We start from the raw sequence: 26012 nt of genomic DNA, 5'->3' as shown, positions 1-26012 counted from the left end.
CCCCGCGGTGATCGCAGACCGGCGGACCGGGCCACGACCACCGCGGACGGGGTCAGCGGCGTTCGCCGCGGGACTTGCAGGGCATGCAGAGAGTCACGCGCGGGAAGGCCTGCAGGCGGGCCTTGCCGACCGCGCCGCCGCACGCCTCGCAGACGCCGTAGGCGCCCGAGGACATGCGCACCAGCGCCCGCTGGGTCTGCTCGAGCAGGTCGCGGGCGTTGTTGACGATGGTCATCTCGTGCTCGCGACCGGCCGTGGTGGCGCCGTGGTCGACCTGGTCGTCGCCGGCACCCTCGGCGCTGGAGCGGACCAGGGCCGAGAAGGACGAGGTGGCGTCGTCGAGCTGACGGGTGAGGCGGTCGACCTCGGCCATGAGCTCGGACCGGACCTCGGCGAGCTCGTCGGGAGTCCAGGCCTCCTCGCTGTCCTTGACCGGCAGCTCGCGCACCGCCGCGGCGCGCGCGGCGCGCCCGGTGACGCCCGGCCCGGCCGCAGCCCGCGCCGTCGCCGGCGTCCCCGCGGACACTCCGTGCATCGTGGTCCCCCCTCTCGTCGTGCGCGGCTGTGCTGCCGCGTGGGGAGACAGTAGGGACAATCACCCTGTGTGAGCAACCGGAAACAGAAAGTTGTCTCTGCTCGGCTGTCCGGGGGTCCCGGAGAGGGGCGGACACCCCCGGGACGCCGACAGCCGCCACCCCCGGAGGGGGTGGCGGCTGTCGAGGGGACCGGTGGGGCGTCAGCGGCTCACGGCGTCGTCGGGCACGACCCGCGCGACGCGGCGCAGGTCCTCGAGCTGGGTCGCGATGAACTGCTCCAGCTGCTCGCGGTACGTCGTCTCCCGGCTGTGCAGCTGCTGGATCACGTCCTCCAGGGCACCCCTGCGGCTCTCCAGCTCCCCCAGCGCGCGGTCCCGGCGGACCTCGGCGTCGGCCACCACGCGCTCGGCCTCCTCCTGGGCGGCCAGGACGAGCGCGTCGCGCTGCGCCTCGCCCTCGCGCACGTACTCGTCGTGCAGCCGCTGGGCCAGCGCGATCACGCCGGCCGCCCGGGCGGCCGCGTCGTCCGTCGCGGCGGGCGCCGGCCCGGCCTCGGCCGCGACCGGTCGCGGGGGCTCGGGCGCGGGCTCGGGCTCGGCCACGACCTGCACGTCGGGCGCCTCCTGCACCTCCGGAGCCTCCGCCTCGACCGGCTGGGCCCCGGCGCGCGTCAGCTCCGCGACCCGGGCCTGGCACTGGCTGAGCTGACCGCGCAGCTCGGCGTTCTCCCCGTTGAGGCGGCGCAGCTCCGCGACGACCTCGTCGAGGAAGTCGTCGACCTCGTCCTGGGCGTAACCCTCACGCACCCGCGTGGGGTTGAAACGCTTCTCGACGACGTCTTCGGGGGTGAGCGGCATCTTCAACACCTCTGCTGACGGGCTGGTCGTGGCCGGAGCCGCCCGGTCGGGCAGCGGTCCGGACCTCACGGTAGCGGACGTGATCGTCCGCACCCCCCGGGGCGGTGCGGTCAGGCGTAGCTCTTCGACAGCCCGTCGAACGTCGGCATGAGGATCGAGCACAGGATCGCGAGCACCAGGAAGGCCAGGTCCAGCTGCACCGCGCCCAGCCGCAGGGGCGGCAGCACCTTGCGCAGGACCTTCAACGGCGGGTCCGTCACGGTGTAGACGGCCTCGGCGCCGACGAGCACGGCCCCCCGCGGGCGCCACTCCCGCGATAGGGCCTGCACCCAGTCGAGGATCAGCCGGCCGATGAGGCAGATGAAGAAGAGCAGGACGACGAACTCGAGGATGCTGAAGACAACGGCCACTGCTTCATCCTGCCTGATGACCGAGCGTGGTCAGGACTGGTTGAAGAAGGTCCGCTCGACCGGACGCTCCTCCTCCTGCGTCGCCACCTCGACGTTTTGGGGCGAGAGGAGGAAGACCTTGGCGGTCACGCGCTCGATCGCCCCGTGCAGGCCGAAGACCAGGCCGGCGGAGAAGTCGACGAGCCGCTTGGCGTCGGAGTCGTCCATGTCCGTGAGGTTCATGATGACCGGGACGCCCTCGCGGAACGACTCACCGATGATCTTCGCCTCGTTGTAGGTGCGCGGGTGGATCGTGGTGATCCGGTGGAGCTCGGACGCCGCCGACGACGAGCTGGAGGTCTGGGGGACCACGTGGGCCACCTGCTTCCTGATCGGGGTCACCTGGGCCGTCGTGGTGGGGGGAGTGCGCCGCTCGCCCGCCGGCTCGGGGCGGGGCTCGTGCCGCACCTCCAGGCGCGGTTCGGGACGCGGCTGCTCCCGGGGCTCGTGCCGCACCTGGTGGGCGGCCTCGGGCCGCGGGCGGGTCTGCTCGACCTCACCGTCCTCGGCGTAGCGGTCGTCCTCCGCGAGGCCGAGGTAGACCATCGCATTGCGCAGCGCGCCGGCCATCGCAGGCTCCTCGGGATCGTGCTCGTCGTGTCGTCGGCCGGTCTCCCGGGGACGGGGACCGATGCGGGGACGCTACCGCGCGCCGGGCCGAGATCCCAGGATCGCACTGCCGACACGCAGGTGTGTCGCACCCGCCGCGACGGCCTGCTCGAGGTCCCCGCTCATCCCCGCCGACAGCTCGCGCGCACCGGGGTGGACCCGCCGCACCCGCTCGGCGGTGCGTGCGAGCTCGGCGAAGGCCCGCGCGGGGTCGACCCCGCGGGGCGCGACGGCCATCAGGCCGCGCAGCCGCAGGCCCGGGTGCGCGGCGACGGCGTCGGCCACCCGCAGGACGTCCTCCCCCGCGGCGCCCGCGCGCGCGGCGTCCGGCTCCAGCCCGAGGGCGGGGGCCAGGTCCACCTGGACGAAGCAGCCGACGTCGCGACCGGCCTGCTCCGCGGCCCGCCCCAGGGCCTGCGCCAGGCGGGCGCGGTCGACCGAGTGCACCGCGCGCGCGTAGCGGACGACCGAGCGCACCTTGTTGGTCTGCAGCTGGCCGACGAAGTGCCAGTGCAGGTCCGGCAGGTCGGACAGCTCGGCGGCCTTCGCGCCGGCCTCCTGGTCCCGGTTCTCGCCCACGTCGCGCACGCCGAGCCCGGCCAGGGCCCGCACGTCGGAGGCGGGGAAGAACTTGGTCACCACGACGAGGGTCAGCTCGGCGGGGTCGCGACCGGCGGCCCGCGCCGCGCGCGCGACGCGCTCGCGGGTCGCGGCCAGCGCCGTGGACAGCTCGTGCTCGCGGCTCACGCCAGCACCACCACCCCGGCGGAGCGGCCGGTGGAGCCGTCGCGCCGGTACGAGAACAGGTCCTCGTGCTCGGCCGTGCAGCGCTCGACGCGGGTGACCGGCACCTGCGCCGCGCGCAGCTGGGCCAGGACGCCGGCGGGGACGTCGACGGCGGGGGTGCCGCGGCGCGTCCGGGCCCGGGCGGCGGGCTCGACGGCGGCGACGTCGTCGGCCATCCGCTGCGGCACCTCGTAGCAGCCGCCGCAGATGGAGGGTCCCAGGACCGCGACGGGGCGGGTGGCGCCCACGGCGCGCATCGACCGGACCAGGGCGGGGACGACGCCGGCGACCAGGCCGGGACGGCCCGCGTGGGCGACCCCGACCACACCGGCCGCGGCGTCGACGACCAGCACCGGCACGCAGTCGGCCACGACGACGGCCAGGGCGATGCCGGGGACCCGGGTGAACAGGGCGTCGGCCCGCGGCGGCCCGGCGGGCGGGCTCACGACCTCGACGACGTCGGCGCCGTGCACCTGCTGCGGCACGACGAGCGCGTCGGCGGGCAGGCTGCGGCGCAGGGCCTCCCGGTGCGCGCGGACCACCCCGGGGTCGTCCCCGACGTGGTCGCCGAGGTTGAGCCCGGTGAAGGGGGCGCGGCTCGTCCCGCCGGCCCGGGTGGTGAACCCGCCGCGGACGCCGGCCGGCAGGCCGGCGTCCAGCAGCGGGACGGTCGTCGTGCTCACCTCGTGCGGACCGCGGCCCTCACTTGAGGAAGTCGGGCACGTCCAGGTCGTCCTCCTCCGGGCGCACGCGCCCGGGACGGCGGACGGCGGCGTTGTCCTGCGGCAGCTCGATGATGCGCGGCACCTGGACGGGGTCGGGCGTCGGCACGACCTGGGGCGCCTGCTGGGCGTACTGCTGCTGCGGCTCGGGCGAGCGGTGCTGCGCGGCCGGCGGCGGGGTCTGCTGCTGGGCGTACTGCTGCTGGGCGTACTGCGGCTGCGCGTACTGCGGCTGCGGGGCCGGCTGGGCGGGCTGCGGCGGGGTGTACGCCGGCTGCTGCGGCTGCGCCTGGGTGTACTGCGGCTGCGGGGCCGGGGTGTGCGCCGGCTCGGGCGTCGCGGCCGGGCGGGTGGCGCGCGGCGGCACCGCGCTGGCCGGGACCGGGCGGCCGGAGACCTGGCCGAGGGCGCGCTCGTCGCGACGCGACTTGGGGGTGCCCGCGTCGAAGCCCGCGGCGATGACGGTCACGCGGACCTCGTCGCCCAGGGCGTCGTCGATGACCGTCCCGAAGATGATGTTCGCCTCCGGGTGGGCCGCCTCCTGGACCAGCCGCGCCGCCTCGTTGATCTCGTACAGGCCGAGGTCGGAGCCGCCCTGGATGGACAGCAGGACGCCGTGGGCGCCGTCGATGCTCGCCTCGAGCAGCGGGGAGTTGACCGCGGACTCCGCGGCGTGGATGGCCCGGTCGTCACCGCGGGCCGAGCCGATGCCCATGAGGGCCGAACCGGCGCCCTGCATGACCGACTTCACGTCGGCGAAGTCGAGGTTGATCAGGCCGGGCGTGGTGATGAGGTCGGTGATGCCCTGGACCCCGGAGAGCAGGACCTGGTCGGCCGACTTGAAGGCGTCGAGGATGCTGACCTGCTTGTCGGAGATCGACAGCAGCCGGTCGTTGGGGATGACGATGAGGGTGTCCACCTCGTCGCGCAGCTCGGCGATGCCGCTCTCGGCCGAGTTGGCCCGGCGACGGCCCTCGAAGACGAACGGGCGGGTCACGACGCCGATGGTCAGGGCGCCCAGGGAGCGGGCGATGCGCGCCACGACGGGGGCGCCGCCGGTGCCGGTGCCACCGCCCTCGCCGGCGGTGACGAAGACCATGTCGGCGCCCTTGAGCACCTCCTCGATCTCCTCGGCGTGGTCCTCGGCGGCCTTGCGGCCGACCTCGGGGTCCGCGCCGGCGCCGAGCCCGCGGGTGAGCTCGCGGCCGACGTCGAGCTTGACGTCGGCGTCCGACATCAGGAGGGCCTGCGCATCGGTGTTGACGGCGATGAACTCGACGCCCTTGAGGCCGACCTCGATCATCCGGTTGACCGCGTTCACACCACCGCCGCCGACGCCGACGACCTTGATGACCGCTAGGTAGTTCTGCGGAGCTGCCACGGTGGTTGCCTCTCGCCTCTTTCGCCTGATCTGTCTGTTCGATGGAGCCAACCCTGACCCTCAGGTAGAGGGTCAACGTTATGTCATCTTCTTCTGGGCGTGACCGTAGGGAGCGAAGCGGCCCGACTGCAACCGATCGTGCGGCGTGTCGCGACAACACCCCGAGCAGACGGGTGATCCAGCCCTCAAATCGCTCGGAGTGAACAGAAGGTGACGCGCAGTTGCCGGACAGAGCCGGCTCCCCGCACCCCGGACGTTCGCGGACCCGCGCGTCAGGGGGTGACGGCCGGGGCGTCGGGAGCGGACACGTCCACGCTCCGCGCCCCCGCCACCGCGTCCTCCGCCAGCAGGCGCAGCAGCACCTCGCTCTTGCGCTCGGGGCGGCCGTCGTCGCCCCAGAACACCTCCGGACCGCCCTCGACGTGCAGCGTCACGGCGTCCGGACCCGTCGCGGAGATCGACGACACCCGGCTGCGCAGCTCGTTCGACAACGTCGCGTTCACCGCGATCGCCGTCGTCAGCGCGTCGCTGCCCGCGGCGGCGACGTCCACGTCGAGGGTCGGCACACCGGCCGGGGCGCTCGCCTCGTGGACGAGGACGTTGCCCTCGCCGTCGACGAGGTCCACGCCCCCCGAGGTCGAGGGGACCGCCGCGACGGCCTGGCGCTCGTGCACCGCGACCACGAGGGTCGAGGGCCAGGAGCGGGTGACGTCGACCCGCTCGACCAGCGGCAGGTCCTCGACCTCGCGGCTGAGCGAACGGGTGCTCACCCCCGCCAGCGCGCTCCCGCGGGCCCGGTCCAGGATCGAGGCCACCGCAGCCGGGTCGGTGCGCTCCAGACCGGTCGTGCGGATCGTCTCCACCCGCAGCCACGGCGAGGCCAGCAGCAGCCAGCCGGCGGCGACGGCCAGGACGAGCAGGCCCCCCAGGGCGCCCAGCGCCCGCCGACCCGGCCGCCACCGGCGCGCCTCGCGCGCACCGGCCAGGTCGGCCACGTCCTCCCCCGCGCGCGCCCGCGACCGCGCGGCGGCCGGCGGGGCGGTGCGCGGGGCCGCGGCCCGGCGCGGCGCCGGTCGCGGGCGCGGCGAGGGGGCGGCCGGCGAGGAAGCCCGGGACACCGTCGTGGACGTGCCCGCGGCCCGCAGCGCGCGGCGGCGCTGCGGGGTGCCCGCCACCTTCGGCTCCGGCTCGGGCGGGGCCGCCGGGGGCTGCCGCGGCCGCGTCGGGCGCGAGGCCATCAGCGGGCCGCCAGCGCGTCGAGGACCCGCGGACCCAGGGCCGTGACGTCCCCGGCCCCCACCGTCAGCAGCAGGTCCCCGGGGCGGACCAGGTCGGCGAGCACCCCGGTCGCCGCCTCGAGCCCGGGGACGAACCGCACGTGCCCCGGCGGGAGCGGGACCGCGTCGGCCACCAGCGCCCCGGTGACCTGGGGGTCGGGGTCCTCGCGGGCCACGTAGACGTCGAGGACGACCACCTCGTCGGCCAGTCCCAGCGCCCGGCCGAACTCGGCCGCGAAAGTGCGGGTCCGGCTGACCAGGTGCGGCTGGAACACGACGACGACGCGGCCGTCGCCGGCGACCGGCCGGGCCGCGCGCAGCAGCGCCTCGACCTCGGTGGGGTGGTGGGAGTAGTCGTCGACGACGCGCACCCCGGCGGCCTCGCCCTTCAGCTCGAAGCGGCGCCGGGCCCCGCCGAACCCGGCCAGCCCCTCCAGCACCGCGGCGGGGCCGGCCCCGAGCTCCACGGCGGCGCAGTAGGCCGCCGCCGCGTTCCGCAGGTTGTGCTCGCCGGGGACGCGGAGCCGCAGCTCTCGCGCGACCCCGTCGTCGGTCAGGACCGCGCTCGGCGCGGTGCCCAGCCGCACGTCGGTCAGCCGGACGTCGGCGGTCGCGGAGGTGCCGTAGGTGCGGACGCGGACGCCCCGCTCGCGGGCCGTGCGCGCCAGGGCCGCCGACCCCGGGTCGTCGGCGCACGCCACGAGCAGCCCGCCCGGCTGCAGCCGGGCCAGGAACTCCTCGAACGCGGCGGCGTAGGCCTGCGCGGTGCCGTAGTGGTCGAGGTGGTCGGGCTCGACGTTGGTGACGACGTCGACGACGGGCTCGTACTCGCGGAAGGAACCGTCGGACTCGTCGGCCTCGGCGACGAAGGGCCCCGACCCGTGCCGCGCTCCCCCGTCGCTGCCGCCGGTCAGCTCCCCGCCGATCGCGTACGAGGGGTCGAGACCGGCGGCGACGAGCGCCACGGCCAGCATCGAGGTGGTCGTCGTCTTGCCGTGCGTGCCGGCCACGGCGACCCCCCGCCGGCCCGCCATCAGGGCGGCGAGGGCCTGGGACCGGTGCAGCACGCGCAGCCCCCGCTCGCGGGCCGCGACGAGCTCGGGGTTCGCGGCGCGCACGGCCGAGCTGACCACGAGGGTGTCCCCGGGCCCGAGGTCGCCGAGGTTCGCCGGGTCGTGCCCGACGAAGGTGCGGATGCCGAGCTCGCCGAGCCGCCCCAGCGTGGGCGAGTCGACGGAGTCGGTGCCCGAGACGGTCACGCCCCGGGCGGCGAGCAGACGGGCCACCCCGGAGACCCCGACGCCGCCGAGGCCCAGCAGGTGGACCCGGCCCAGGGTCGCGAGCGCGCTCACCGGGCCGCCGCCTCGACGAGGTCGACGAGGCGCTCGGCCCCGTCGTGCACCCCGAACCCCGCCGCGGCGCGCGCGGTGGCGGCCAGGGCGGCGGGGTCGGTCAGCAGCGGCAGCACGCGCGAGCGCACGAACGCGACGTCGAGGTCGGCGTCGGCGACCAGCAGCCCGCCGCCGGCCGCGACGACCGACTCGGCGTTGCGCCGCTGCTCGCCGTTGCCGATGGGCAGCGGGACGTACACCCCGGGCAGGCCGAGGGCGGTGAGCTCGCTGACGGTCCCGGCCCCGCTGCGCCCGAGCACCAGGTCGGCGGCGGCGTAGGCGGTGTCCATCCCGTCGAGGTACTCGCGCACGACGTACCGGGAGGGGTCGACGTCGCCGGCGAGGGGGACGGACTTGCCCCGGCCGCAGGCGTGCAGGACCTGGACCCCGGCCGCGGTCAGCTCCTGCGCGCAGGCGCCGAGGACGTCGTTGATGCGCTGAGCCCCCAGCGAGCCGCCGGTGACGAGCAGCGTCGGGGCGTCCGGGTCGAGCCCGAGGTCGGCGCGGGCGGTGCGGCGCCGGGCGTCCCGGTCGGTCGCCGCGGCCAGGGCGACGACCTCCGCGCGCAGCGGCATGCCGGTGTGGACGGCGTGCGGCAAGGGGGTGCCGGGGAAGGTGACCGCGGTGCTGCGGGCCCACCGGGCCCCGAGGCGGTTGGCGATCCCGGGCAGCGCGTTCTGCTCGTGCACCACGATCGGGACCCCGGCGCGGCGGGCGGCGAGGTAGGCGGGGACGGCGACGTAGCCGCCGTAGCCCACGACGACGTCGGCGCGCACGTCGCGCAGGGCCCGCGCCGCCCCGGCGACGGCGGCGCGCAGCCGGCCGGGCAGCCGCAGCAGGTCGCCCGACGGCTTGCGCGGCAGCGGCACCCGCGGCACCACGGCCAGGTCGTACCCGCGCTGGGGCACCAGGCGCGCTTCCAGCCCCTCGGCGGTGCCCAGGACGAGGACCCCCGCCGCCGGGTCGCGGCGGCGCAGGAGGTCGGCGGTGGCCAGCAACGGGGCGACGTGCCCCGTCGAGCCGCCGCCGGCGAGCAGGACGTTCACCGCTGACCCTTCGTCGTGCGTGTGCGGGTGGAGCGCCCCCGCTGCGGGAGGACGGCCAGGGAGCGGGCGACCACGGACTCGCGGGCCCGGATCGCCTCGGGCGCGCCCGGTTCGGCGCGGGCGAAGGACAGCAGGATGCCGATGCCCAGCATCGTCAGGAGCAGGGCGGAACCGCCGTGGGAGATGAGCGGCAGCGGGACCCCGATGACCGGCAGCAGGCTCAGCACGACACCCATGTTCAGGACCGCCTGGCCGAGGATCCACGCGCCGATGCCCGCGACGACGAGCTTGGCGTAGAAGCTCTCCGAGCGCCGCACCAGCCGCAGGACCATCAGGGCCAGGACGGCGAACAGGACGAGGATCGTCAGCGTCCCGGGCAGCCCGAGCTCCTCGCCGATGATGGCGAAGATGAAGTCGTTGTGGGCCTCCGGCAGCCACGACCACTTCTCCCGGCTGGCCCCCAGGCCCAGGCCCCAGAACCCCCCGGAGGCCAGGGCGTACTTGCCCTGGACGGGCTGCCACTGCAGCCCCTGGATCTGCGCGGAGGTCGTCGCGGCACCGGAGAGCCAGTCCTGCACGCGGTTCATCCGGTTCTCGCTCGTCACCACGAGCAGCGTGACGAGCACCAGGGCGCCGGCGCCGGCCAGCGCGAACCACCGGCCGGGGATGCCGGCGACCCACAGCATCACCACCACCACGGCGATCATGATCAGCGCGGTCCCGAGGTCGCGGGACAGCAGCACCAGGCCGACGGTGAGGCCCACGGGCAGGGCCATCGCCCCGGCCAGCTTCAGCGGTTCGCCCAGGCAGTCCCGCCGCCGCGTCAGGGCGAGGGACAGGGCCAGGATCAGCGCCACCTTGGCCGCCTCGGACGGCTGCCCCTGCAGCCCCCCGAGCTGGATCCAGTTGCGGTTGCCGCCGACCTCCTTGCCGATCCCCGGCACGAACACCAGCAGCTGCAGCAGCGCCGAGCCGAGCAGCGCCGGGATCGCCAGCCGCTGCCAGGCCCGCGCCGGGACGCGGCTGGCCACGACGAGGACGACGCCGCCGAGCACGGCGAACATCGCCTGGCTGCGGAAGATGGCGTAGGGGGACCCGTTCGCGGTGAGCGACTCGACGCTGGAGCTGGACAGCACCATGACCAGCCCGATGACGACGAGCACGGACGTGGTGGCCAGCAGCACGTGGTGGGTCGCCAGCGGCGAGTCCAGCAGGCGGGTGCGCTCGCGGACCCAGTCCCCCGTGGCACCCAGCCACTGCGGCCGGCGGGAGCGGTCCACCCAGCCCGGGACGCGCTGGCGGGTCCCCTCGACGGCCACCTCAGGCCCCCGCGGCGAACCGTCGGGTGACGGCGGCGGCGAACTCGTCGCCGCGGTGCCCGTAGGAGCGGAACTGGTCCCACGAGGCGCAGGCCGGGGCCAGCAGCACCGCGTCCCCCGCGCGCGCGTGCTCGGCGGCGCGCGCCACGACGGAGTCCATCAGCTCGCTCACGGACCCATCCTGCGGGAGGTCGACCAGGACCACGGGGACCTCGGGGGCGTGTCGCCGCAGCGCCTGCGCCACCAGGTCGCGGTCGCGGCCGATGAGCACCGCGGCCCGCAGCCGGCCCGCGTGGGCGCTCACGAGGTCGTCGAACGCGGCGCCCTTGGCGTCGCCGCCGGCGACCCAGACGACGTGCTCGAACGCCGACAGGGAGGCGTTCGCGGCGTGGGCGTTGGTGGCCTTGGAGTCGTCCACGTACCGCACCCCGGCCGAGCGCCGCGGGTCCAGCACGGTCGCGACCCGGTGCGGGGCGGGGCGGAAGGCCAGGACGCCGTCGCGGACCGCGACCTGCGGGACGCCGTGCGCGCGGGCCAGCGCCGCGGCGGCCAGCACGTTCTCGACGGTGTGCGGGGCCACCGGGTCGTCCGAGCCCTCGGGCCGCAGGTCCCGCAGCGAGCACAGCTCCGCGGCGTGGGACTGTCGCTGTTCGACGAAGGCGCGGTCGCACAGGACGTCCTCGACCAGGCCGAGCATCGAGAGCCGCGGCGCGGCGCGGGTGAACCCGATCGCGCGGGCGCCCTCCACCACGTCCGCCTCGCGCACCAGGTCCTCGGTGCGCGGGTCGGCGACGTTGTACACGCAGGCGATCTCGGTGTTCTGGTAGATCCGGCCCTTGGCCAGGGCGTAGGCCCGCTCCGAGCCGTGCCAGTCCAGGTGGTCGGGGGCGATGTTCAGGACGGCCGCGGCCCGGGGGCGCACGGAGCTCTCCAGGTCGGTCGAGAGCCAGTGCAGCTGGTAGCTGGACAGCTCCACGGCGAGGACCTCGTACCCGGCGGGGTGGCGCAGCGCCTCCACCAGGGGCGTGCCGACGTTCCCCGCGCTGGTCGCGCGCAGGCCCGCGGCCCGCAGCATGGAGGCGAGCATCTCCACGACGGTCGTCTTGCCGTTGGTGCCCGTCAGCGTCAGCCACGGCGCCGCGCCGGTCTCGGGCCGCAGGCGCCAGGCCAGTTCCACGTCGCCCCACACCGGGACCCCCGCCAGGGCGGCGGAGACGAGCAGCGGGGCGTCGGGGTGCCAGCCCGGGGAGGTGACGACGAGGTCGAAGGCGTCCCACGGCTCCGGCGGGGCGGTCACGTGCCCGGGGCCGAGGTGGACGCGCGCGCCGAGGACCTCCAGCAGCTGCGCCTTCTCGCGCTGCGCCTCCCCCGTCGCGGCGTCGACGACGACGACCTCGGCGCCGGCCTCCAGGAGGGCGTCGGCCGCGGCGAAGCCGGACAGGCCGATGCCGGTGACCAGGGTGCGCAGCCCGGCCCACCGCGAGGTGGCGTGCCGCAGCTCCCGGACGCGGTCGGTGTCGTCGGCGCGCGGGTTGGGGTTGCCGAGCCAGGACTCGAAGACGGTCACGCGCCCGTCACCCACTGCGCGTAGAAGATGCCCAGGCCGAGGGAGACGAACAGCCCGGCGACGATCCAGAACCGGATGACGATCGTGACCTCGCCCCAGCCGGCCAGCTCGAAGTGGTGCTGCAGCGGGGCCATCCGGAACAGGCGCTTGCCGGTGAGCTTGAACCCGCCGACCTGCAGGATGACCGACAGCGTGATGATGACGAACAGCCCGCCGAGGATGACCAGCAGGATCTGGGTGCGCGACAGGATGGCCAGCCCGGCCAGCGCCCCGCCGAGGGCCAGGGAGCCCGTGTCGCCCATGAAGATCTTCGCGGGGCTGGCGTTCCACCACAGGAACCCGAAGCAGGCCCCCATGACGGCGGCCGCCACGACGGCGAGGTCGCGGGGGTCGCGCACCTCGTAGCAGCGGGCCTCGACCTCGGCGAGGGTGTAGCAGCTCTGGTTCGACTGGAACGTGCAGATGAGGACGTAGGCGGCCAGGACCATCGTCGTGGCCCCCGTGGCGAGCCCGTCGAGGCCGTCGGTGAGGTTCACGCCGTTGCTGACGGCCGAGGTGATGAGCAGCACCCAGACGACGAAGGCGATCGTGCCGCCGATCGCGCCGAACCAGGCGAGGTCGAGCGGGGTGTCGCGCAGCACCGAGATGTGCGTGGACGCCGGGGTCGCGCCGCCCTTGTCGTCGGCGGGGAACTGCAGGGCCAGCACGGCGAACGCGATGCCGACGACCCCCTGGCCGATGAGCTTGGCCCGGGCGGTCAGGCCCAGGCTGCGCTGCTTGGAGATCTTCAGGAAGTCGTCGAGGAAGCCGACGACCCCCAGCCCCGTCATGAGCCCGAGGACGAGCAGCCCGGACGCGGTCGGGGCCCGGCCGGTGAACAGGTGCGCCGCGCCGTACGCCAGCAGCGCGGCCAGGATGATGACGACACCGCCCATGGTGGGGGTGCCGCGCTTGGTGTGGTGGGTCGTCGGCCCGTCGTCGCGGACGAACTGGCCGTACTTCCGGTGCACGAGCCACCGGATGTAGAGCGGTGTCCCGAAGAGGGCGACGACGAGCGAGAACGCTCCCGCGATGAGGACGGTCCTCACTTCTCCGACGCCTCCGCACTGATCAGGGTCTGGGCGAGCCGGGCCAGGCCCGCCCCGTTGGACGACTTCACGAGGACCACGTCCCCGGGTTCGAGCCGGTCCCGGAGGAACTCCAGGGCCGCGTCGACGTCCTCGGCGAACGCGGCCTCCTCGCCCCAGGAGCCCTCCATCACCGCGCCGGTGTAGACGGGGCGCGCGCCGGCGCCGACGACGAGGAGCTGGTCGACGTCGAGCCGGACCACCGTGCGGCCCACGACGTCGTGCTCGTCGCGGGAGGCGGGGCCCAGCTCGAGCATCTCCCCCAGCACCGCCCACGTCCGGCGGGACCCGGCCATCTGCACGAGGGCCTTCAGCGCCGCCCGCATCGAGTCGGGGTTGGCGTTGTAGGCGTCGTGGACGACCGTCACGCCGTCGGCGCGCTCGACGACCTGCATGCGGCCGGGGCTGGTGACCTCGGCCCGCGACAGCGCCCGCGCGACGTCGGCCAGCGGGGTCCCGGTGCCGACGGCGACGGCGGCGGCGGCGAGCGCGTTCGTCACCTGGTGCTCCCCGTGCAGGCGCAGCCGGACCTCGGCGGCCTCGGTCCCGGACCGCAGGACGAACCGGGCGCGGGCCTGCTCGTCGAGCGCGACGTCGTCGGCGCGGACGTCGGCGTGCGGGCTGCGGCCGAAGGTCAGGACCCGTGCCGCGGTGCGGGAGGCCATGGCGGCGACGCGGTCGTCGTCGGCGTTGAGCACCGCGAGCCCGTCCGGGCGCAGGGCCTCGACGAGTTCGCCCTTGGCCTGCGCGGTGGCCTCCAGGGAGCCGAACTCCCCGGCGTGGGCGGCGCCGACGACGAGCTCGACCCCGACGTCGGGGCGGGCCACGGCGCACAGCTGCGCGATGTGCCCGATGCCGCGGGCCCCCATCTCCACGACGAGGGAGCGGGTCGTGCCGTCGGCGCGCAGCACCGTCAGGGGGGCGCCGATCTCGTTGTTGAAGCTGCCCCGCGGGGCGACGACCGGGCCGGGCAGCACCTGGGCCAGCAGGTCCTTGGTCGTGGTCTTGCCCTGCGAGCCGGTGACCCCGACCACCAGCGGGCCGGCACCGTCCCGGCGCAGCCGGTCGAGGACCGCCGCGGCGAGCCGGCCGAGGGCGGCGACGCCGTCCTCGACGAGCACCAGGGCGGCCCCCTCGGGCAGGTCGACGACGCGCTGGGCCAGGACGACGGTCGCCCCGGCGCTCACCGCGGCCGCGGCGTACTCGGCCCCGTCGACCCGTTCCCCCGGCAGGGCCACGAACAGCGAACCCGGTGCGGCGGCGCGGGAGTCGATGACCACCGGTCCCTGCGTCCGGGCCGTGGGCGGTCCGCTGCGGACCTCGCCCCCGGCCAGTTCCGCGACCTCGGCCGCGGTCAGCGCGATCACTGCGTACCTCCTCGCGCGGCGTGCACCGCGAGCCATTCCTCGAGTTCTCGGGCTGCGACCTCGCGGTCGTCGAACGGGGCGACCGTCCCGGCGGTCTCCTGGCCCCGCTCGTGACCCTTGCCGGCGAGCAGGACGGTGTCCTGCGGGCCGGTGCAGCGGGCCAGGGCCGCGGCGACCGCGGCGCGCCGGTCGGGCACCTCGACGACCTCGGCCGGAGCGCCGGTCACCGACCGGGCCCCGGACAGGACGGCGGCGCGGACGGCGGCGGGGTCCTCCGAGCGCGGGTTGTCGTCGGTGACGACGGCGACGTCGGCGGCCGCGGCGACGGCGGCCCCCATGAGCGGGCGCTTGCCGCGGTCCCGGTCCCCGCCGGCGCCGAAGACGGCCACCAGCCGGCCCGGGGTGCCCGCCCGCAGCGTGCGCAGCACGCGGTCGAGGGCGTCGGGGGTGTGCGCGTAGTCGACGACGACGAGCGGCGCCCCCTCGCGCTCCACGGGCTGCATGCGGCCGGGGACGCCCTCGGCCGCGGCCAGCGCGCCGGGCAGCAGCCCGGGGTCGAGACCGAGCTCGAGGGCGGCGACGACCGCGAGCGCGGCGTTGGCGACGTTGAACTCCCCCGGCAGCGGGCAGCGCAGCTGCAGGTCGACCTCGCGGCCCGGTCCGCCCCCGGTCAGCCGGAACGTGCTGTGGGCCCGGCCGGTGCGCACGTCCCGCACCCGCCAGTCCCCCTCGGGGCCGACGGTGGCGACGGGCACGGTGGCGCGGGCGGCGAGCCGTTCACCCCAGCGGTCGGGGTCGGCGGGGTCGACCCAGACGATCCCCCGCCGGGCGTGCGCGGGGGTGAACAGGGCGGCCTTGGCCTCGAAGTACCCCTGCATGGACCCGTGGAAGTCCAGGTGGTCCTGGGACAGGTTGGTGAACGCGGCGACGTCGACGACGAGCCCGTCGACCCGGTGCAGGGCCAGGGCGTGCGAGGACACCTCCAGCGCGCACCCGCGCACGCCCGCGGCGACCATCCGCGCCAGCAGCGCGTGCAGGTCGGGGGCCTCGGGGGTGGTCCGGACGCTGCTGATCCGCTCGCCGGCGACGCGGGTCTCGATCGTGCCGAGCAGTCCCGTGGTCCAGCCGGCGGCGCGCAGCAGCGACTCGACCAGGTAGGCGGTGGTCGTCTTGCCGTTCGTCCCGGTGACGCCGACGGTCCGCAGCGCCCGCCCGGGGTGGCCGTGGACGCGGGCGGCCAGGTCGCCCAGCACGGCGCGGGGGTCGTCGACCACGAGGACGGGCAGTCCGGTGGCGGCGGCGTCGGGCTGCCCGGCGGGGTCGGTGAGCACGGCCACCGCGCCGGAGGCCGCGGCCTGCGCGCTGAACCGCGCGCCGTGGACGTTGGCGCCCGGCAGCGCCGCGTAGAGGTCACCGGGCTGGACGCGGCGGGAGTCCAGGGTGACCCCGGTGACCGTCGTGGAGGGGTGGGCGGTCGACGCACCGGGGAGGGGGGTGCCGAGGACCTGGGCCAGGTCCCCGAGGGTGGGTCGTTCCCCGTCGGTCATCGGCACGGTGGGAGGCTACCCGTCCCGGACGCCCGGCCCGCACCGGTCGCCCCGTGTCGCACCGTTGTGGTGTCGCTCATCGTGCCGGACTCACTGCCCCACCGTGTCGCCGACCGCACCGGTGCTGATGCTCTGCTCGGCCGCCTCGTCGCCGCCCCACGTCAGGGGCAGGTCCGCGGGGGGTTCGGCGGAGGGGGCGATCCCGCGCCGCGCCAGCGCGTACGTCATGACGTCCTTGAACACCGGGCCGGCCGCCGAGCCGCCGTAGTAGTTCGTCTTGGGGTCCTGCAGGATCACCGCGACGACGAGTTCGGGGTCGTCGGCCGGAGCCAGGCCGATGAAGGACGCGGTGTACCCGTCGTACCGGCCGAGGTCGACGTCGTACCGGTTGGCGGTGCCCGTCTTGCCGGCCACCAGGTACCCGGGGATCTCGGCCGCGGCCGCCGTGCCGGCTTCGCTGACGACGGACTGCATCATGTCCCGCAACGTCTTCGCGGTCGCCGCGCTGACCACGCGGGAGGTCTGCCCGCCCGGTTCGGCCCGGTAGTTCCCGTTCGGGTCGGAGGTCCCGGCGATGAGCGTGGGCTCGACGCGCACGCCGTCGTTGGCGATGGTCGCGAACACCGAGGCCGCCTGCACGGCCGTCACCGACAGGCCCTGGCCGAACATGACGGTGTACCGCTGGGTCCCGGAGTACTTCGCGGGGTCGCCCAGGATGCCGCCGCTCTCGCCGGGGAACTTCAGGGTCGTCTTGGCGCCGAACCCGAACGCCAGGTGGTAGTCGTGCAGGATCCTCGACGTCGTCTTGAGGTCGGCGTCCAGCTTCTCCCCGGCCAGGATCGTCCCGATGTTGCTGGAGACGGCGAGGATGCCGGCCAGGGTGAGCTTCTCGTCGCCGTGCTCGTGGGAGTCGTGGAACGCCTTGTCGTACTTGACGAGTTCCCCGGGGACGGTGAACCGGCTGTCCGCCGTGACGACGCCCTCCTCCAGGGCCGCGGCCAGGGTGACGACCTTCGCGGTCGACCCGGGTTCGAAGACCTTGGTCAGCGCGGTGTTCTGCAGCTGGTCGTTGGTGAAGCCGACGAGGTTCGCGGGGTCCAGGCTCGGCGCGCTGGCCAGGGCGAGCAGCCGCTGCTGCTTGTCCATGATGACGACGGTGCCGGACTCGGCACCGGTCTCGGCGACCTTGGCCGCGATGGCGCTCTGCGCCTTCCACTGCAGGTCCGAGTCGATCGTCAGGTGCAGCGAGGTGCCGTCGACCGGTTCGGTGATCTCGCTGTCGCCCAGCGGGATCTCCTGACCGCCGGCGCTGCGCTCGTAGCGCATCCAGCCGTCGGTGCCGACCAGCAGGGAGTTGCGCGCCATCTCCAGACCCGACAGGGGGCGGTCGGTGAACTCGCCGCCCTCGGTCTCCTCGGGGGTGCCCAGGACCCCGACCAGGGTCGAGGACGCGGAGCCGGTCGGGTAGATGCGCTGGGTCTGGCGCCGGGAGGTGATGCCGCTGATCCCGAGGTCGGAGACCTGCTGCCACAGCTGCGGGGTGATGCCCATCGCGACGACCGCGTACCGGTTGGTGCCCGTCAGCTTCGCCGTCAGCGTCGCGAGGTCGATGCCCAGGACCGGGGCCAGGAGCGCGGCCGCCCCCTCCGGGCCGGTGCCGCGTCCCTCCTCGTACGGCTTGCCGTTGCGCAGGTTGAACCCGGCGATGGTCCGCGGGTCGGCGATGACGTCGCGCCGTTCCACCGAGGTCGCCAGCACGACCCCCGAGGAGTCGAGGATGTCGCCGCGCTTGGCGTACAGCGTCGTCTTCGAGGTCCGCTGCTTCAGCGCGTCGTTCGCCAGTTGCGAGGCGTCGGCGCCCTGGAGCTGGACCAGGCGGCCGCCGAGCACGGTCAGCCCGCCCAGCACGCCCAGGGTGTAGACCCGCATCCGCATGTCCGGGCGCGGGGCGTCGGGACGGGACGCGCCGGAGCGACGGGGACGGGACACGCGGTGACCTCTCGGACTCGGGACGGGTGGGCGGCTGCGGTCAGTTCGCCGGGGTCCGGCCCTGGGTCCCGGCGGTGGCGGACGGCGTGGGAGCGGGGGTGGCCTCGCCCACCGCGCCCGAGCTCGTCAGGTGCACCGCGTCGGGCGCGGGGACCATCCCGAGCTCGGCGGCGCGGGCGGCGAGCTGCTCGGGCGAGGACTGCCGGGCGAGGGACTCCGCGACGGCCTGCTGCTGGTCGGCGATGCGCCCGGACGTCACCTGCAGGTCGGTGATCTCGTACGCGTCGCCGGCGATGGCGATGTTCGTCATGAGCAGCCCGAGCAGCCCGAGGGTCAGCAGCACGACGCAGGCGACCGGGAGCGGCAGCCGCAGCCGGGGCCGGACGGGCGGGGCGATGACCTGGAGTTCGGGACGGGCGTCCGGGGACGTCTTGAGCTGGCGGACCGGAGCGTTCCGGGCCGCGATCAGGGGCTGGCTCATCACGGCGTCCTTCCGTCGGTCGTGCCGGGCTCGTCCGGCTCGAGGTGCTGGTGCGGGCGGGGGTTCTTCGTCGTCGACTGCGGGCGGCGGTTCCCCGGGGCGCCCCGTCCTGGACCGCGACCGGTGGAACCGTCTCGATCCTCGTCCGGCAGCCGGCGCACCGCACGCAGGCGCGCCGAGGCCGCGCGGGGATTCTCCGCGAGTTCGTCCTCGTCGGCCTGTTCGCCCCCGCGGGTGAGGAGTTCGGCCCGGGGCCCGGAACCGGCGGGGACGAACGGCAGGTCCGGGGGCGCGGAACTCGTGGACAGTTCGCGCAGGACGTTCTTGGTGATGCGGTCCTCGAGGGAGTGGAACGTCAGGACGGCGAGCCGGCCGTCGGGCGCGAGTCGCTCGAAGGCCGCCGGCAGGGTGCGCTCGACGACCCCGAGTTCGTCGTTCACGGCGATCCGCAACGCCTGGAAGGTCCGCTTGGCGGGGTTCCCCCCGGTGCGGCGGGCGGCGGCAGGGACGTTGGCGCGCACCAGGTCCACGAGTCGCGCGGAGTTCGTGAAGGGTTCGGCCGCCCGTTCGCGCAGGACGGCCGACGCGATCCGCGGGGCGAACTTCTCCTCGCCGTACACCCGCAGGACCCGCGTCAGCTCGCCGTGCGACAGGGTGTTCAGCAGGTCGGCGGCCGTCGGTCCCGTGGTGGGGTCCATGCGCATGTCCAGCGCGGTGTCGCGCGCGTAGGAGAAACCCCGCTCGTCGTCGTCGAGCTGGAGGGAGGACACCCCGAGGTCGAGGAACACGGCGTCGACCTCGTCGAGGCCGAGTTCGTCGAGCGCGTCGGTGAACCGGTCCGAGACGCTGTGCACGAAGGTGACCCGGCCGGCGAACTCGTGCAGGCGGTGCGCGGCCAGTTCCAGCGCCTGCGGGTCGCGGTCCATGCCGACCACGTGCAGACCGGGGTGGCGGCGCAGGAGGTCGGCGGCGTGCCCGCCCATGCCCAGGGTGAGGTCGACGCTGACGGCGCCCGGGCGGGTCAGGGCCGGGGACAGGACCTCGGTGCAGCGCGCGAGCAGCACGGAGGCGTGCCGGGCGGCGGCGTGCGCGGCGAGGTCGTCGGCGGAACCGTCCCGGGGCGCGGTGGCGACGGGACGCTGCTCGCCCACCGTGCCCACCCCCTGCTCCACCCGCCCGAGCCGTTCCCTGTCCCGTGTCCTGCCGTCGTGCGCCGTCGGGCCCGGTCCCCATCCGCTCGTGCCCGTCGGCCCTGGCACCGGGGAAGTGGTGTCAGGACCGCCGGGTCCGAGCGGCTGGAGGCCGCGTCCGGCGGTTCCCCCGAGCCCGGTCGGGCTCGGGAGGGGATCAGAGGATCCCGGGCAGGACCTCCCCGTCGCGTTCGGCGAAGGAGGTCTCCGCACCTGCCAGGTAGGCGTCCCAGGTCGGGGCGTCCCAGACCTCGACCCGGCTGCCGGCGCCGATGACGGCGACGTCCCGGTCCAGGCCCGCGTACTGCCGCAGGTTCGGTGGGATGGTGAAGCGGCCCTGCTTGTCCGGCATCTCGCTCGAGGCACCCGACAGGAAGACGCGCTGGTAGTCGCGTGCCTCCTTGCTGGTGAGCGGCGCCCGCCGCAGCTCCTCGTGCATCTGCTGGAACTCCTGCATGGTGAAGATGAAGAGGCAGCGGTCCTGCCCCCGGGTGATGACCAGTCCGTCGAGCAGCTGGTCCCGGAAGCGCGCCGGGAGGATCAACCGCCCCTTGTCGTCCAGACGGGGGGTGTGGGTGCCCAGGAACACCGCGCAACCCCCACCGGACGGTCTTGTCGTCCTCGTCGAGCCCTGCTGTCCGGTCCGGTGTGGACCGCACTCCTCCACGGTACTCCACTTTCCTCCACCGTCAACGTCAGTCGACCCAGAGTGACGGCGTGACTGCGCGTCGGCGCAGGTCAGAGAGGTGGGGCGCGGTGGGGGGCCCTCGCGGCCGTGAACGACCACCGTCCGCCGGTGAGGCCCCCCGGACCCCTCCTGGAGCGGCTCCGGAGCGCCCCGGGGCGCTCCCGTGGAGGGAAGTGGGGGGCGCGGGGGCGGGGGGGTGGGACAGGTCCGGCGGTGAACGGGCGCGGGGGGTGCCCCGTGGGGCAGAGTGGGGGCGTCCGGCGCCGGTGCCCGGACGCCGGTCCCCGCGGCCCGGTGGGCGGGCACGGGGCGTCGCCCCCGGACGTTCGGACCCGCGGACGTCCACCGAACGAGACGAGGGCACGTGACCACGACGAGCGCACTTCCCGGCTCACACCCCGCCGACCCCCTGCCGCTGGACGCCCGGGAGCTGCCGGCCGCGCTCGAACGGCTGCGCGGGACCGCCGACGCGCTGGCCGCAGCCGTCGACCGGGTCATCCAGGGCAAGGACGACACCGTGCGGCTCGCGCTGACCGTCCTGTTCGCCGAGGGCCACCTGCTCGTCGAGGACGTCCCCGGCGTCGGCAAGACGATGCTGGCCAAGTCGCTGGCCCGGGCCGTCGAGGGCACCGTCCGGCGCATCCAGTTCACCCCCGACCTGCTGCCCAGCGACGTGACCGGGTCCAGCATCTGGAACCAGGAGCGCGCCGCCTTCGAGTTCCGCCCCGGGGCGGTCTTCGCCAACGTCGTCATCGGGGACGAGATCAACCGCGCCTCCCCCAAGACGCAGTCCGCGCTGCTGGAGTGCATGGAGGAGGGGCAGGTCACCGTCGACGGCACCACGTGGCGCCTGGATCGGCCCTTCATCGTCTTCGCGACCCAGAACCCCGTTGAGATGGACGGGACGTACCCGCTGCCGGAGGCCCAGCGCGACCGCTTCATGGCCCGCATCTCGATGGGCTACCCCTCCGCCGAGGCCGAGCTCACGATGCTCAGCGAGCACGGGGCCACCGACCCGCTGGACGAGGTGGGGGCCGTCGTGGACGTCGCCGAGGTGCGGGCGCTGTCGCGGGCCGTGCGCGGCGTGCACGCCGCCGACGCGCTCAAGCAGTACGTCGTGGACCTCGTGCGCCGCACCCGCGCCCACCCCGACCTGCGGCTGGGGGCCTCCCCCCGCGCCGCCCTGCACCTGCTGCGCGCGGCCCGCTCCCGCGCCGCCCTGGAGGGGCGCGACCACGTCCTGCCGGACGACGTGCAGGCCCTGGCCGTGCCCGTCGTCGCCCACCGCCTGCTGCTGACCGCCGACGCGCTGCTGGCCGGCCGCGACGGGGCGGACGTCGTCCGGGACGTGCTGCGCACCACGGCCCTGCCCTCCCCGCGGTGAGCACGCCACCCGCCGGCGGCTCCCGGGCGCTCGCCCGCCCCACGGCGCGGGGGTGGGCCTTCGCGGCCGTGGGGCTCGTGGCCGTCGTCGGCGGTGCCGCCCTGGGGCAGCGCGACGTCCTGCGGGTCGGCGTGCTGGTGCTGGTGCTGGTGGCGGTCGCGCTGTGGTCCACCGCGCGGGCCGTCCGGACCCTCGACCTCGTGTCGAGGTCGAAGGACGAGCTGGTGGAGGCCGGGTCCACGAGCCCGGTCCGGCTGCACCTGACCGCCGGCGGCCGGGCCGGGGTGCGGCTCGTCGTGGAGGACCCCGCCCCGCTGGCCCTGGGCGGGACGGCCCGCCTCGCGGTCCCCCGCGTGCACGAGGGCGACACCTTCGACCTGGAGTACAGGGTCAGGGCGGAGGCGCGCGGCTCCTACACCCTCGGTCCCGCCCGCCTCGTCGCCCTCGACGTCTTCGGCCTCGTCCGCGCCCACCGCGTCGTCGGGAGCTCGGTCACGCTCGACGTGCTGCCCCGGGTGCACCCGCTGTCGGAGGTGGCGCTCGGCGAGCTGGGCGGCGCCCGCGGTTCCTCGGCGAGCGCCTCGGCGGCCGCCGCCCCCGACGACGTCTCGATCCGCGAGTACCGGGTGGGCGACGACCTGCGCCGCGTGCACTGGCGCTCCACCGCCCGCCGCGGCGCGGTCATGGTCCGCTCCGACGAGCACCCCGGCCGGCCCGACGTCGTGGTCCTGCTCGACACCCGCGCACAGGCCCACGCCGGCCGCGGCGCGGGCTCGTCGCTGGAGTGGGGCATCAGCGCGGCCGCCTCCGCCGCCGCGCACCTGCAGCGGCGCCGGCACCGCGTACGGCTCCTGCACGACGGCGCCTACGACCCGCCCCGCGAGCTCGACGAGACGTCCGCCGTGCGCGGGCTCATGCGGTCCCTGGCCCGCCTGCGCCCCGGCGGGGCCGACGGCCTGGCCCGCTCCACCGCCGAGCTGGGCCGGGCGGAGTCGACGCTCCTGGTCGCCGTCCTCGGTCGCGTCGACGAGGACGACGTGGCCCCCTTGCTCGCCGCCCGCCCCCTGGGCGTCCCCGCCCTGGCGGTGCTGTTGCACACTGGGAGCTGGGCCGGTGCCGACGAGCCGTCCCCGGGCCTGGAGCGGGCCCGGCTCGTGCTCGCCCGCGCCGGCTGGCGCACCGCGGTGGCCGGGCCGCACGACGGCGTCCCCGACGTGTGGTCCCGCCTGACCCGCCCCGGTTCGCGCGGCGGCCCGTCCACCCCACCACCGGCCCCGGCTCCCGGGGCCCCGTCCTCCCGGGAGGTCGCCCCGTGACCCGCAGCGCCCGAGCCGCCCTCTGGGCCGCCGCCGCCAGCGCCGCCGCCGTCGCCGGCATGCGGCCCCTGGTCGTCTCCTCCGGCTGGATGGTCGGGGCCCTCGGGGCCGTGTGCGCCGTCGCGGGGGCCGGGCTGCTCGTGCGCGGTCTCCTGCACCGCCGCGCGGTGGCCGTCGTGGTGCAGGCCGTCGTCCTGCTGGGCGTCCTGGTGGTCCTCTTCGGCGGCGGCACGGCCCTGGTCGGCGTCGTGCCCACCCCCGCGACGTTCGAGCGCCTCGCGACGCTCGCGACCGACGGGGTCCAGGTCATCCAGCGCTACAGCGTCCCGGCCGTGGACCTGCGCGGGCTGCGCCTGCTGCTGGTCGCCGGGGCCGGGCTGGTGGCCCTGGCCGTGGACCTGTTCGCCGTGACGCTGCGCCGGCCGGCCCTGGCCGGCCTGCCCCTGCTGGCGGTGATGGCCGTCCCGCTGGCGCTGGCCCCCGGCGGGTACGGGGCCCTGGCCTTCGTGGCCGTCGGCATCCCGTACCTGGTGCTGCTGGCCGGCGGGCGCACCGCCGTCTGGCGGTCGGCCCCCGGCCGCTCCGGTCGACCGCGGACCGTCGCCGGGGTGACCGCGGGCGCCACGGCGGCCGTCGCGCTCGTCGCGGCCGTGGCCGTCCCGGCGGCGGTTCCGGGACTGGACGAGCGGCCCCTGACGATCGACACCGGCCCGGGGGACACCATCGCGGTGATCAACCCCATCCTGAACCTCAAGGCCTCGCTCGGGGCCCGCTCGTCCGCGACGATCGTCACCTACGAGACCGACGAGCCGGACCCCTCGCCGTTGCGGATCGTCACGGCGGACGTCTTCGACGGCGAGACCTGGGCCCCCAGCACCGGGGGCGACATCCCCCGCAGCCAGCGGGTGCAGGACGGGCTGACCCCGGCGCCGGGGCTGTCCGACGCCGTGCGGGACTCCTCGGTCGTCCGGTCGACGTCGATCTCCATCCGCGGGCTGGACCAGACGTACCTGCCGCTGCCGTACCCGGCGCTGCGCGTCGACATCGCGGGCGAGTGGCTCTACGAGACCGACAGCCTCAACGTCGTCGGGGACGGGGAGACCACCCGGGGACGGCAGTACGCGGTCACGCACCTGGAGGTCCAGCCGACCGAGGGCGAGCTGCGGTCGGCCTCGGGCGCGCCGGAGGAGGTCCAGAACCGGTACACCGAACTGCCCGAGCTGCCCGCGATCGTCACCGAGACCGCCCAGCAGGTGACCGCCGGGGCCCGCGACCCGTACGAGCGGGCCGCGGCCCTGCAGCGCTACTTCCGCTCCAGCGGCGGTTTCGCGTACTCCACGACGGCGCCGAACGACGGCGGGACGAACGCGGTCGCGACGTTCCTGGCCGAGAAGTCGGGCTTCTGCGTGCAGTTCGCCTCCGCGATGGCGGTGATGGCCCGCTCGTTGGACATCCCGGCCCGGGTGGCCATCGGCTTCCTGCCCGGGGAGGAGACCTCCCCGGGGCGCTACCGGATCAGCGCGCAGGACGCGCACGCCTGGCCGGAGCTGTACTTCGAGGGGGTCGGCTGGACGCGCTTCGAGCCGACCCCGGCGACCCGCACCGGGCAGTCCCCGGCGTACACCCAGCCGCTGCAGCCGATCCCCTCGGCCCCGGCCGCGTCGGCCAACGCGCCGCTGCCCAGCGCCGCGGCGAGCGCACCGGCCGGGTCGGCGACGACGTCGACCTCCGCGACGGCGGACCCCGCGGCGCAGGCCGAACCCACCGGGTGGGACCGGTTCCTGGCCCTGCCCTGGGGGTGGGTCCTGGGAGCGCTGCTCCTGGTGGTCGCCGCGCTGACGCCGCGGGTGTCCTCCTCGTGGGTGTCTCGACGGCGCTGGGCGGGGGTCGGCGACGCCGCGGGGTCGGCGGAAGCCGCGGGGTCGGCGGAAGCCGCGTGGGAGGAACTGGAGGACCGGGTGCACGACCTCGGCCTGCGCTGGCCGGCCTCCACGACGCCGCGCCGGCGCGCGGCGACCCTGTCGGAGTTCACCGAGCCGGGGTCACCGGCGGCGGACGAGCTGAGCCGGCTGCTGGCCGCGGTCGAGGGCGCCCGGTTCGGGAGCGGCGGCCACGTCCCGGCCGGCGGGGTCATGGTCGAGCAGCGGACGGCGAGCCAGACGGGGCGGCTCGTGCGCTCGCACGTCGACGTCGTCGTCGAGGCGGTGGCGGCGGGTCGGCCGCGGTGGCTGCGGTGGCGGGCCCGGCTGCTGCCGATGGCCGGGGTGCGGCGGGCGCTGGACTGGTGGGACCGCGACTGACCCCCACCGCCCGGCGTCCCGGACCGCCCGGCGTCCCGGCGGGAGGCCGCCGGGGCGCCGGGTCCTCCGGCTCCGGGACCTGTCGGGGCGGCCGGGAACGAGGAACGGGCGCCGTGGAGTCCCACGGCGCCCGTTCCTCGTTCCGGTCCCCACCCCGTCGGACGGGGCGGGGAACGATCACCACTGACCGCGTCGGCGGTCCCATCGCTGCTCGAGACGTTCCATGAACGAACCGCTCCGTCGTGACCGGCCCGGTCGCGGCGGGCGCGGTGCACCCGTGGTGGGAGGCTGCCCGCTGGCCGTGCCGTGGGTTCCCCGAGCCGGCGAGAAGGCCCAGATCGTGCCGGCGAGCATGACGATGAAACCGCCTGCTCCCAGCCAGATCTGACTCGTGCTGGCCCCGATGATCAGGAGCACGAGACCCACCACGACGGCAGCGATGCCGACGAGGAGGCGCCGCTTGGCGGCGCGTCCGTGACGGGAGCCCTTCATGGCGTTGGCGAACTTGGGATCGTCCGCGGACAGCGCACGTTCCATCTGCTCGAGCAGACGCTGCTCATGTTCCGAGAGCGGCACCTGTACCTCCTGGCGTGCGCACGTTGTCGTCCAAGGATATGTCCCTGCGGCGGTGGGCGAAACTCGACCTACCACATCGTCCCTCACACCCGCTGGTGCTGCAGTGC

General features: G+C 75.6%; 23 protein-coding genes. 3 read left to right on the top strand and 20 right to left on the bottom strand.

Going from position 1 to position 26012, the window contains the following annotated elements; translation table 11 throughout:
- Positions 1 to 52 precede the first annotated feature (52 nt).
- The 19 genes from ACRYM6_RS03570 to mraZ all read right to left on the bottom strand — a co-directional run bounded on the left by ACRYM6_RS03570 (position 53) and on the right by mraZ (position 20230).
- Positions 53 to 535, bottom strand: a complete 483-nt coding sequence (locus ACRYM6_RS03570) for a TraR/DksA family transcriptional regulator (protein WP_432541204.1) — start codon at positions 533 to 535, stop codon at positions 53 to 55.
- Between the two features lie 201 nt (positions 536 to 736).
- Entirely contained in the window at positions 737 to 1393 is a 657-nt protein-coding gene (locus ACRYM6_RS03565) for a DivIVA domain-containing protein (protein WP_432541202.1), read from the bottom strand.
- A gap of 110 nt (positions 1394 to 1503) precedes the next feature.
- Positions 1504 to 1803 (bottom strand): YggT family protein, encoded by a 300-nt coding sequence (locus ACRYM6_RS03560; RefSeq protein ID WP_432541200.1) that lies wholly within the window; start codon positions 1801 to 1803, stop codon positions 1504 to 1506.
- A 30-nt stretch (positions 1804 to 1833) separates the two neighbouring features.
- Positions 1834 to 2412: a cell division protein SepF gene (locus ACRYM6_RS03555; RefSeq protein ID WP_432541198.1), complete on the bottom strand. Its 579-nt coding sequence runs from the start codon at positions 2410 to 2412 to the stop codon at positions 1834 to 1836.
- A 72-nt stretch (positions 2413 to 2484) separates the two neighbouring features.
- Positions 2485 to 3198: a YggS family pyridoxal phosphate-dependent enzyme gene (locus ACRYM6_RS03550; protein ID WP_432541196.1), complete on the bottom strand. Its 714-nt coding sequence runs from the start codon at positions 3196 to 3198 to the stop codon at positions 2485 to 2487.
- A complete protein-coding gene (pgeF, locus tag ACRYM6_RS03545; RefSeq protein ID WP_432541195.1) occupies positions 3195 to 3920 on the bottom strand; it encodes a peptidoglycan editing factor PgeF in 726 nt (241 codons plus the stop codon). The genes ACRYM6_RS03550 and pgeF overlap by 4 nt, the downstream gene beginning before the upstream one ends.
- Before the next feature lie 19 nt (positions 3921 to 3939).
- On the bottom strand, positions 3940 to 5340 hold the full coding sequence (gene ftsZ / locus ACRYM6_RS03540) for a cell division protein FtsZ (protein WP_432541194.1): 1401 nt from the start codon (positions 5338 to 5340) through the stop codon (positions 3940 to 3942).
- A gap of 272 nt (positions 5341 to 5612) precedes the next feature.
- Positions 5613 to 6515, bottom strand: coding sequence for a cell division protein FtsQ/DivIB (locus tag ACRYM6_RS03535; RefSeq protein WP_432541192.1), 903 nt, complete (start codon positions 6513 to 6515; stop codon positions 5613 to 5615).
- A gap of 62 nt (positions 6516 to 6577) precedes the next feature.
- Positions 6578 to 7969 (bottom strand): UDP-N-acetylmuramate--L-alanine ligase, encoded by a 1392-nt coding sequence (gene murC, locus ACRYM6_RS03530; protein WP_432541191.1) that lies wholly within the window; start codon positions 7967 to 7969, stop codon positions 6578 to 6580.
- Entirely contained in the window at positions 7966 to 9054 is a 1089-nt protein-coding gene (gene murG, locus ACRYM6_RS03525) for an undecaprenyldiphospho-muramoylpentapeptide beta-N-acetylglucosaminyltransferase (RefSeq protein ID WP_432541190.1), read from the bottom strand. The genes murC and murG overlap by 4 nt, the downstream gene beginning before the upstream one ends.
- Positions 9051 to 10373, bottom strand: coding sequence for a putative lipid II flippase FtsW (ftsW, locus tag ACRYM6_RS03520; RefSeq protein WP_432541188.1), 1323 nt, complete (start codon positions 10371 to 10373; stop codon positions 9051 to 9053). The genes murG and ftsW overlap by 4 nt, the downstream gene beginning before the upstream one ends.
- A 1-nt stretch (position 10374) precedes the next feature.
- On the bottom strand, positions 10375 to 11940 hold the full coding sequence (murD, locus tag ACRYM6_RS03515) for a UDP-N-acetylmuramoyl-L-alanine--D-glutamate ligase (protein ID WP_432541186.1): 1566 nt from the start codon (positions 11938 to 11940) through the stop codon (positions 10375 to 10377).
- On the bottom strand, positions 11937 to 13028 hold the full coding sequence (mraY, locus tag ACRYM6_RS03510; RefSeq protein WP_432541185.1) for a phospho-N-acetylmuramoyl-pentapeptide-transferase: 1092 nt from the start codon (positions 13026 to 13028) through the stop codon (positions 11937 to 11939). Before mraY ends, murD begins: the two co-directional genes overlap by 4 nt.
- Positions 13025 to 14434: a UDP-N-acetylmuramoyl-tripeptide--D-alanyl-D-alanine ligase gene (locus ACRYM6_RS03505; protein WP_432541183.1), complete on the bottom strand. Its 1410-nt coding sequence runs from the start codon at positions 14432 to 14434 to the stop codon at positions 13025 to 13027. Before ACRYM6_RS03505 ends, mraY begins: the two co-directional genes overlap by 4 nt.
- Positions 14431 to 15981 (bottom strand): UDP-N-acetylmuramoyl-L-alanyl-D-glutamate--2,6-diaminopimelate ligase, encoded by a 1551-nt coding sequence (locus ACRYM6_RS03500; RefSeq protein ID WP_432541238.1) that lies wholly within the window; start codon positions 15979 to 15981, stop codon positions 14431 to 14433. Before ACRYM6_RS03500 ends, ACRYM6_RS03505 begins: the two co-directional genes overlap by 4 nt.
- A gap of 90 nt (positions 15982 to 16071) precedes the next feature.
- Positions 16072 to 17970, bottom strand: coding sequence for a peptidoglycan D,D-transpeptidase FtsI family protein (locus ACRYM6_RS03495; RefSeq protein WP_432541182.1), 1899 nt, complete (start codon positions 17968 to 17970; stop codon positions 16072 to 16074).
- 40 nt (positions 17971 to 18010) lie between these two features.
- Positions 18011 to 18451, bottom strand: coding sequence for a hypothetical protein (locus ACRYM6_RS03490; RefSeq protein ID WP_432541180.1), 441 nt, complete (start codon positions 18449 to 18451; stop codon positions 18011 to 18013).
- A complete protein-coding gene (gene rsmH / locus ACRYM6_RS03485) occupies positions 18451 to 19602 on the bottom strand; it encodes a 16S rRNA (cytosine(1402)-N(4))-methyltransferase RsmH (RefSeq protein ID WP_432541237.1) in 1152 nt (383 codons plus the stop codon). Before rsmH ends, ACRYM6_RS03490 begins: the two co-directional genes overlap by 1 nt.
- Positions 19603 to 19798: 196 nt before the next feature.
- Positions 19799 to 20230 carry a division/cell wall cluster transcriptional repressor MraZ gene (gene mraZ / locus ACRYM6_RS03480; protein ID WP_432511944.1) on the bottom strand — a complete coding sequence of 144 codons (432 nt, stop codon included), beginning with the start codon at positions 20228 to 20230 and terminating at the stop codon, positions 19799 to 19801.
- 508 nt (positions 20231 to 20738) lie between these two features.
- Here mraZ and ACRYM6_RS03475 point away from each other — a divergent pair.
- Genes ACRYM6_RS03475 through ACRYM6_RS03465 form a run of 3 tightly spaced genes read left to right on the top strand, consistent with a single transcriptional unit; the run spans position 20739 to position 25329 of the window.
- Positions 20739 to 21713 (top strand): AAA family ATPase, encoded by a 975-nt coding sequence (locus ACRYM6_RS03475; RefSeq protein WP_432541235.1) that lies wholly within the window; start codon positions 20739 to 20741, stop codon positions 21711 to 21713.
- Positions 21710 to 23029, top strand: a complete 1320-nt coding sequence (locus tag ACRYM6_RS03470; RefSeq protein WP_432541179.1) for a DUF58 domain-containing protein — start codon at positions 21710 to 21712, stop codon at positions 23027 to 23029. The genes ACRYM6_RS03475 and ACRYM6_RS03470 overlap by 4 nt, the downstream gene beginning before the upstream one ends.
- Positions 23026 to 25329: a transglutaminase family protein gene (locus tag ACRYM6_RS03465; RefSeq protein ID WP_432541178.1), complete on the top strand. Its 2304-nt coding sequence runs from the start codon at positions 23026 to 23028 to the stop codon at positions 25327 to 25329. The genes ACRYM6_RS03470 and ACRYM6_RS03465 overlap by 4 nt, the downstream gene beginning before the upstream one ends.
- A gap of 177 nt (positions 25330 to 25506) precedes the next feature.
- Here the strand turns inward: ACRYM6_RS03465 and ACRYM6_RS03460 are convergent, their stop codons facing one another.
- A complete protein-coding gene (locus tag ACRYM6_RS03460; protein WP_432511940.1) occupies positions 25507 to 25905 on the bottom strand; it encodes a DUF3040 domain-containing protein in 399 nt (132 codons plus the stop codon).
- Between the last annotated feature and the right edge of the window lie 107 nt (positions 25906 to 26012).

Origin of the sequence: Kineococcus rugosus, from assembly GCF_050871975.1 — a bacterium.
GTDB lineage: Bacteria > Actinomycetota > Actinomycetes > Actinomycetales > Kineococcaceae > Kineococcus.
The sequence above is the reverse complement of the archived record's forward strand: the minus strand, read 5'-3'. Positions and strand labels throughout refer to the sequence as shown.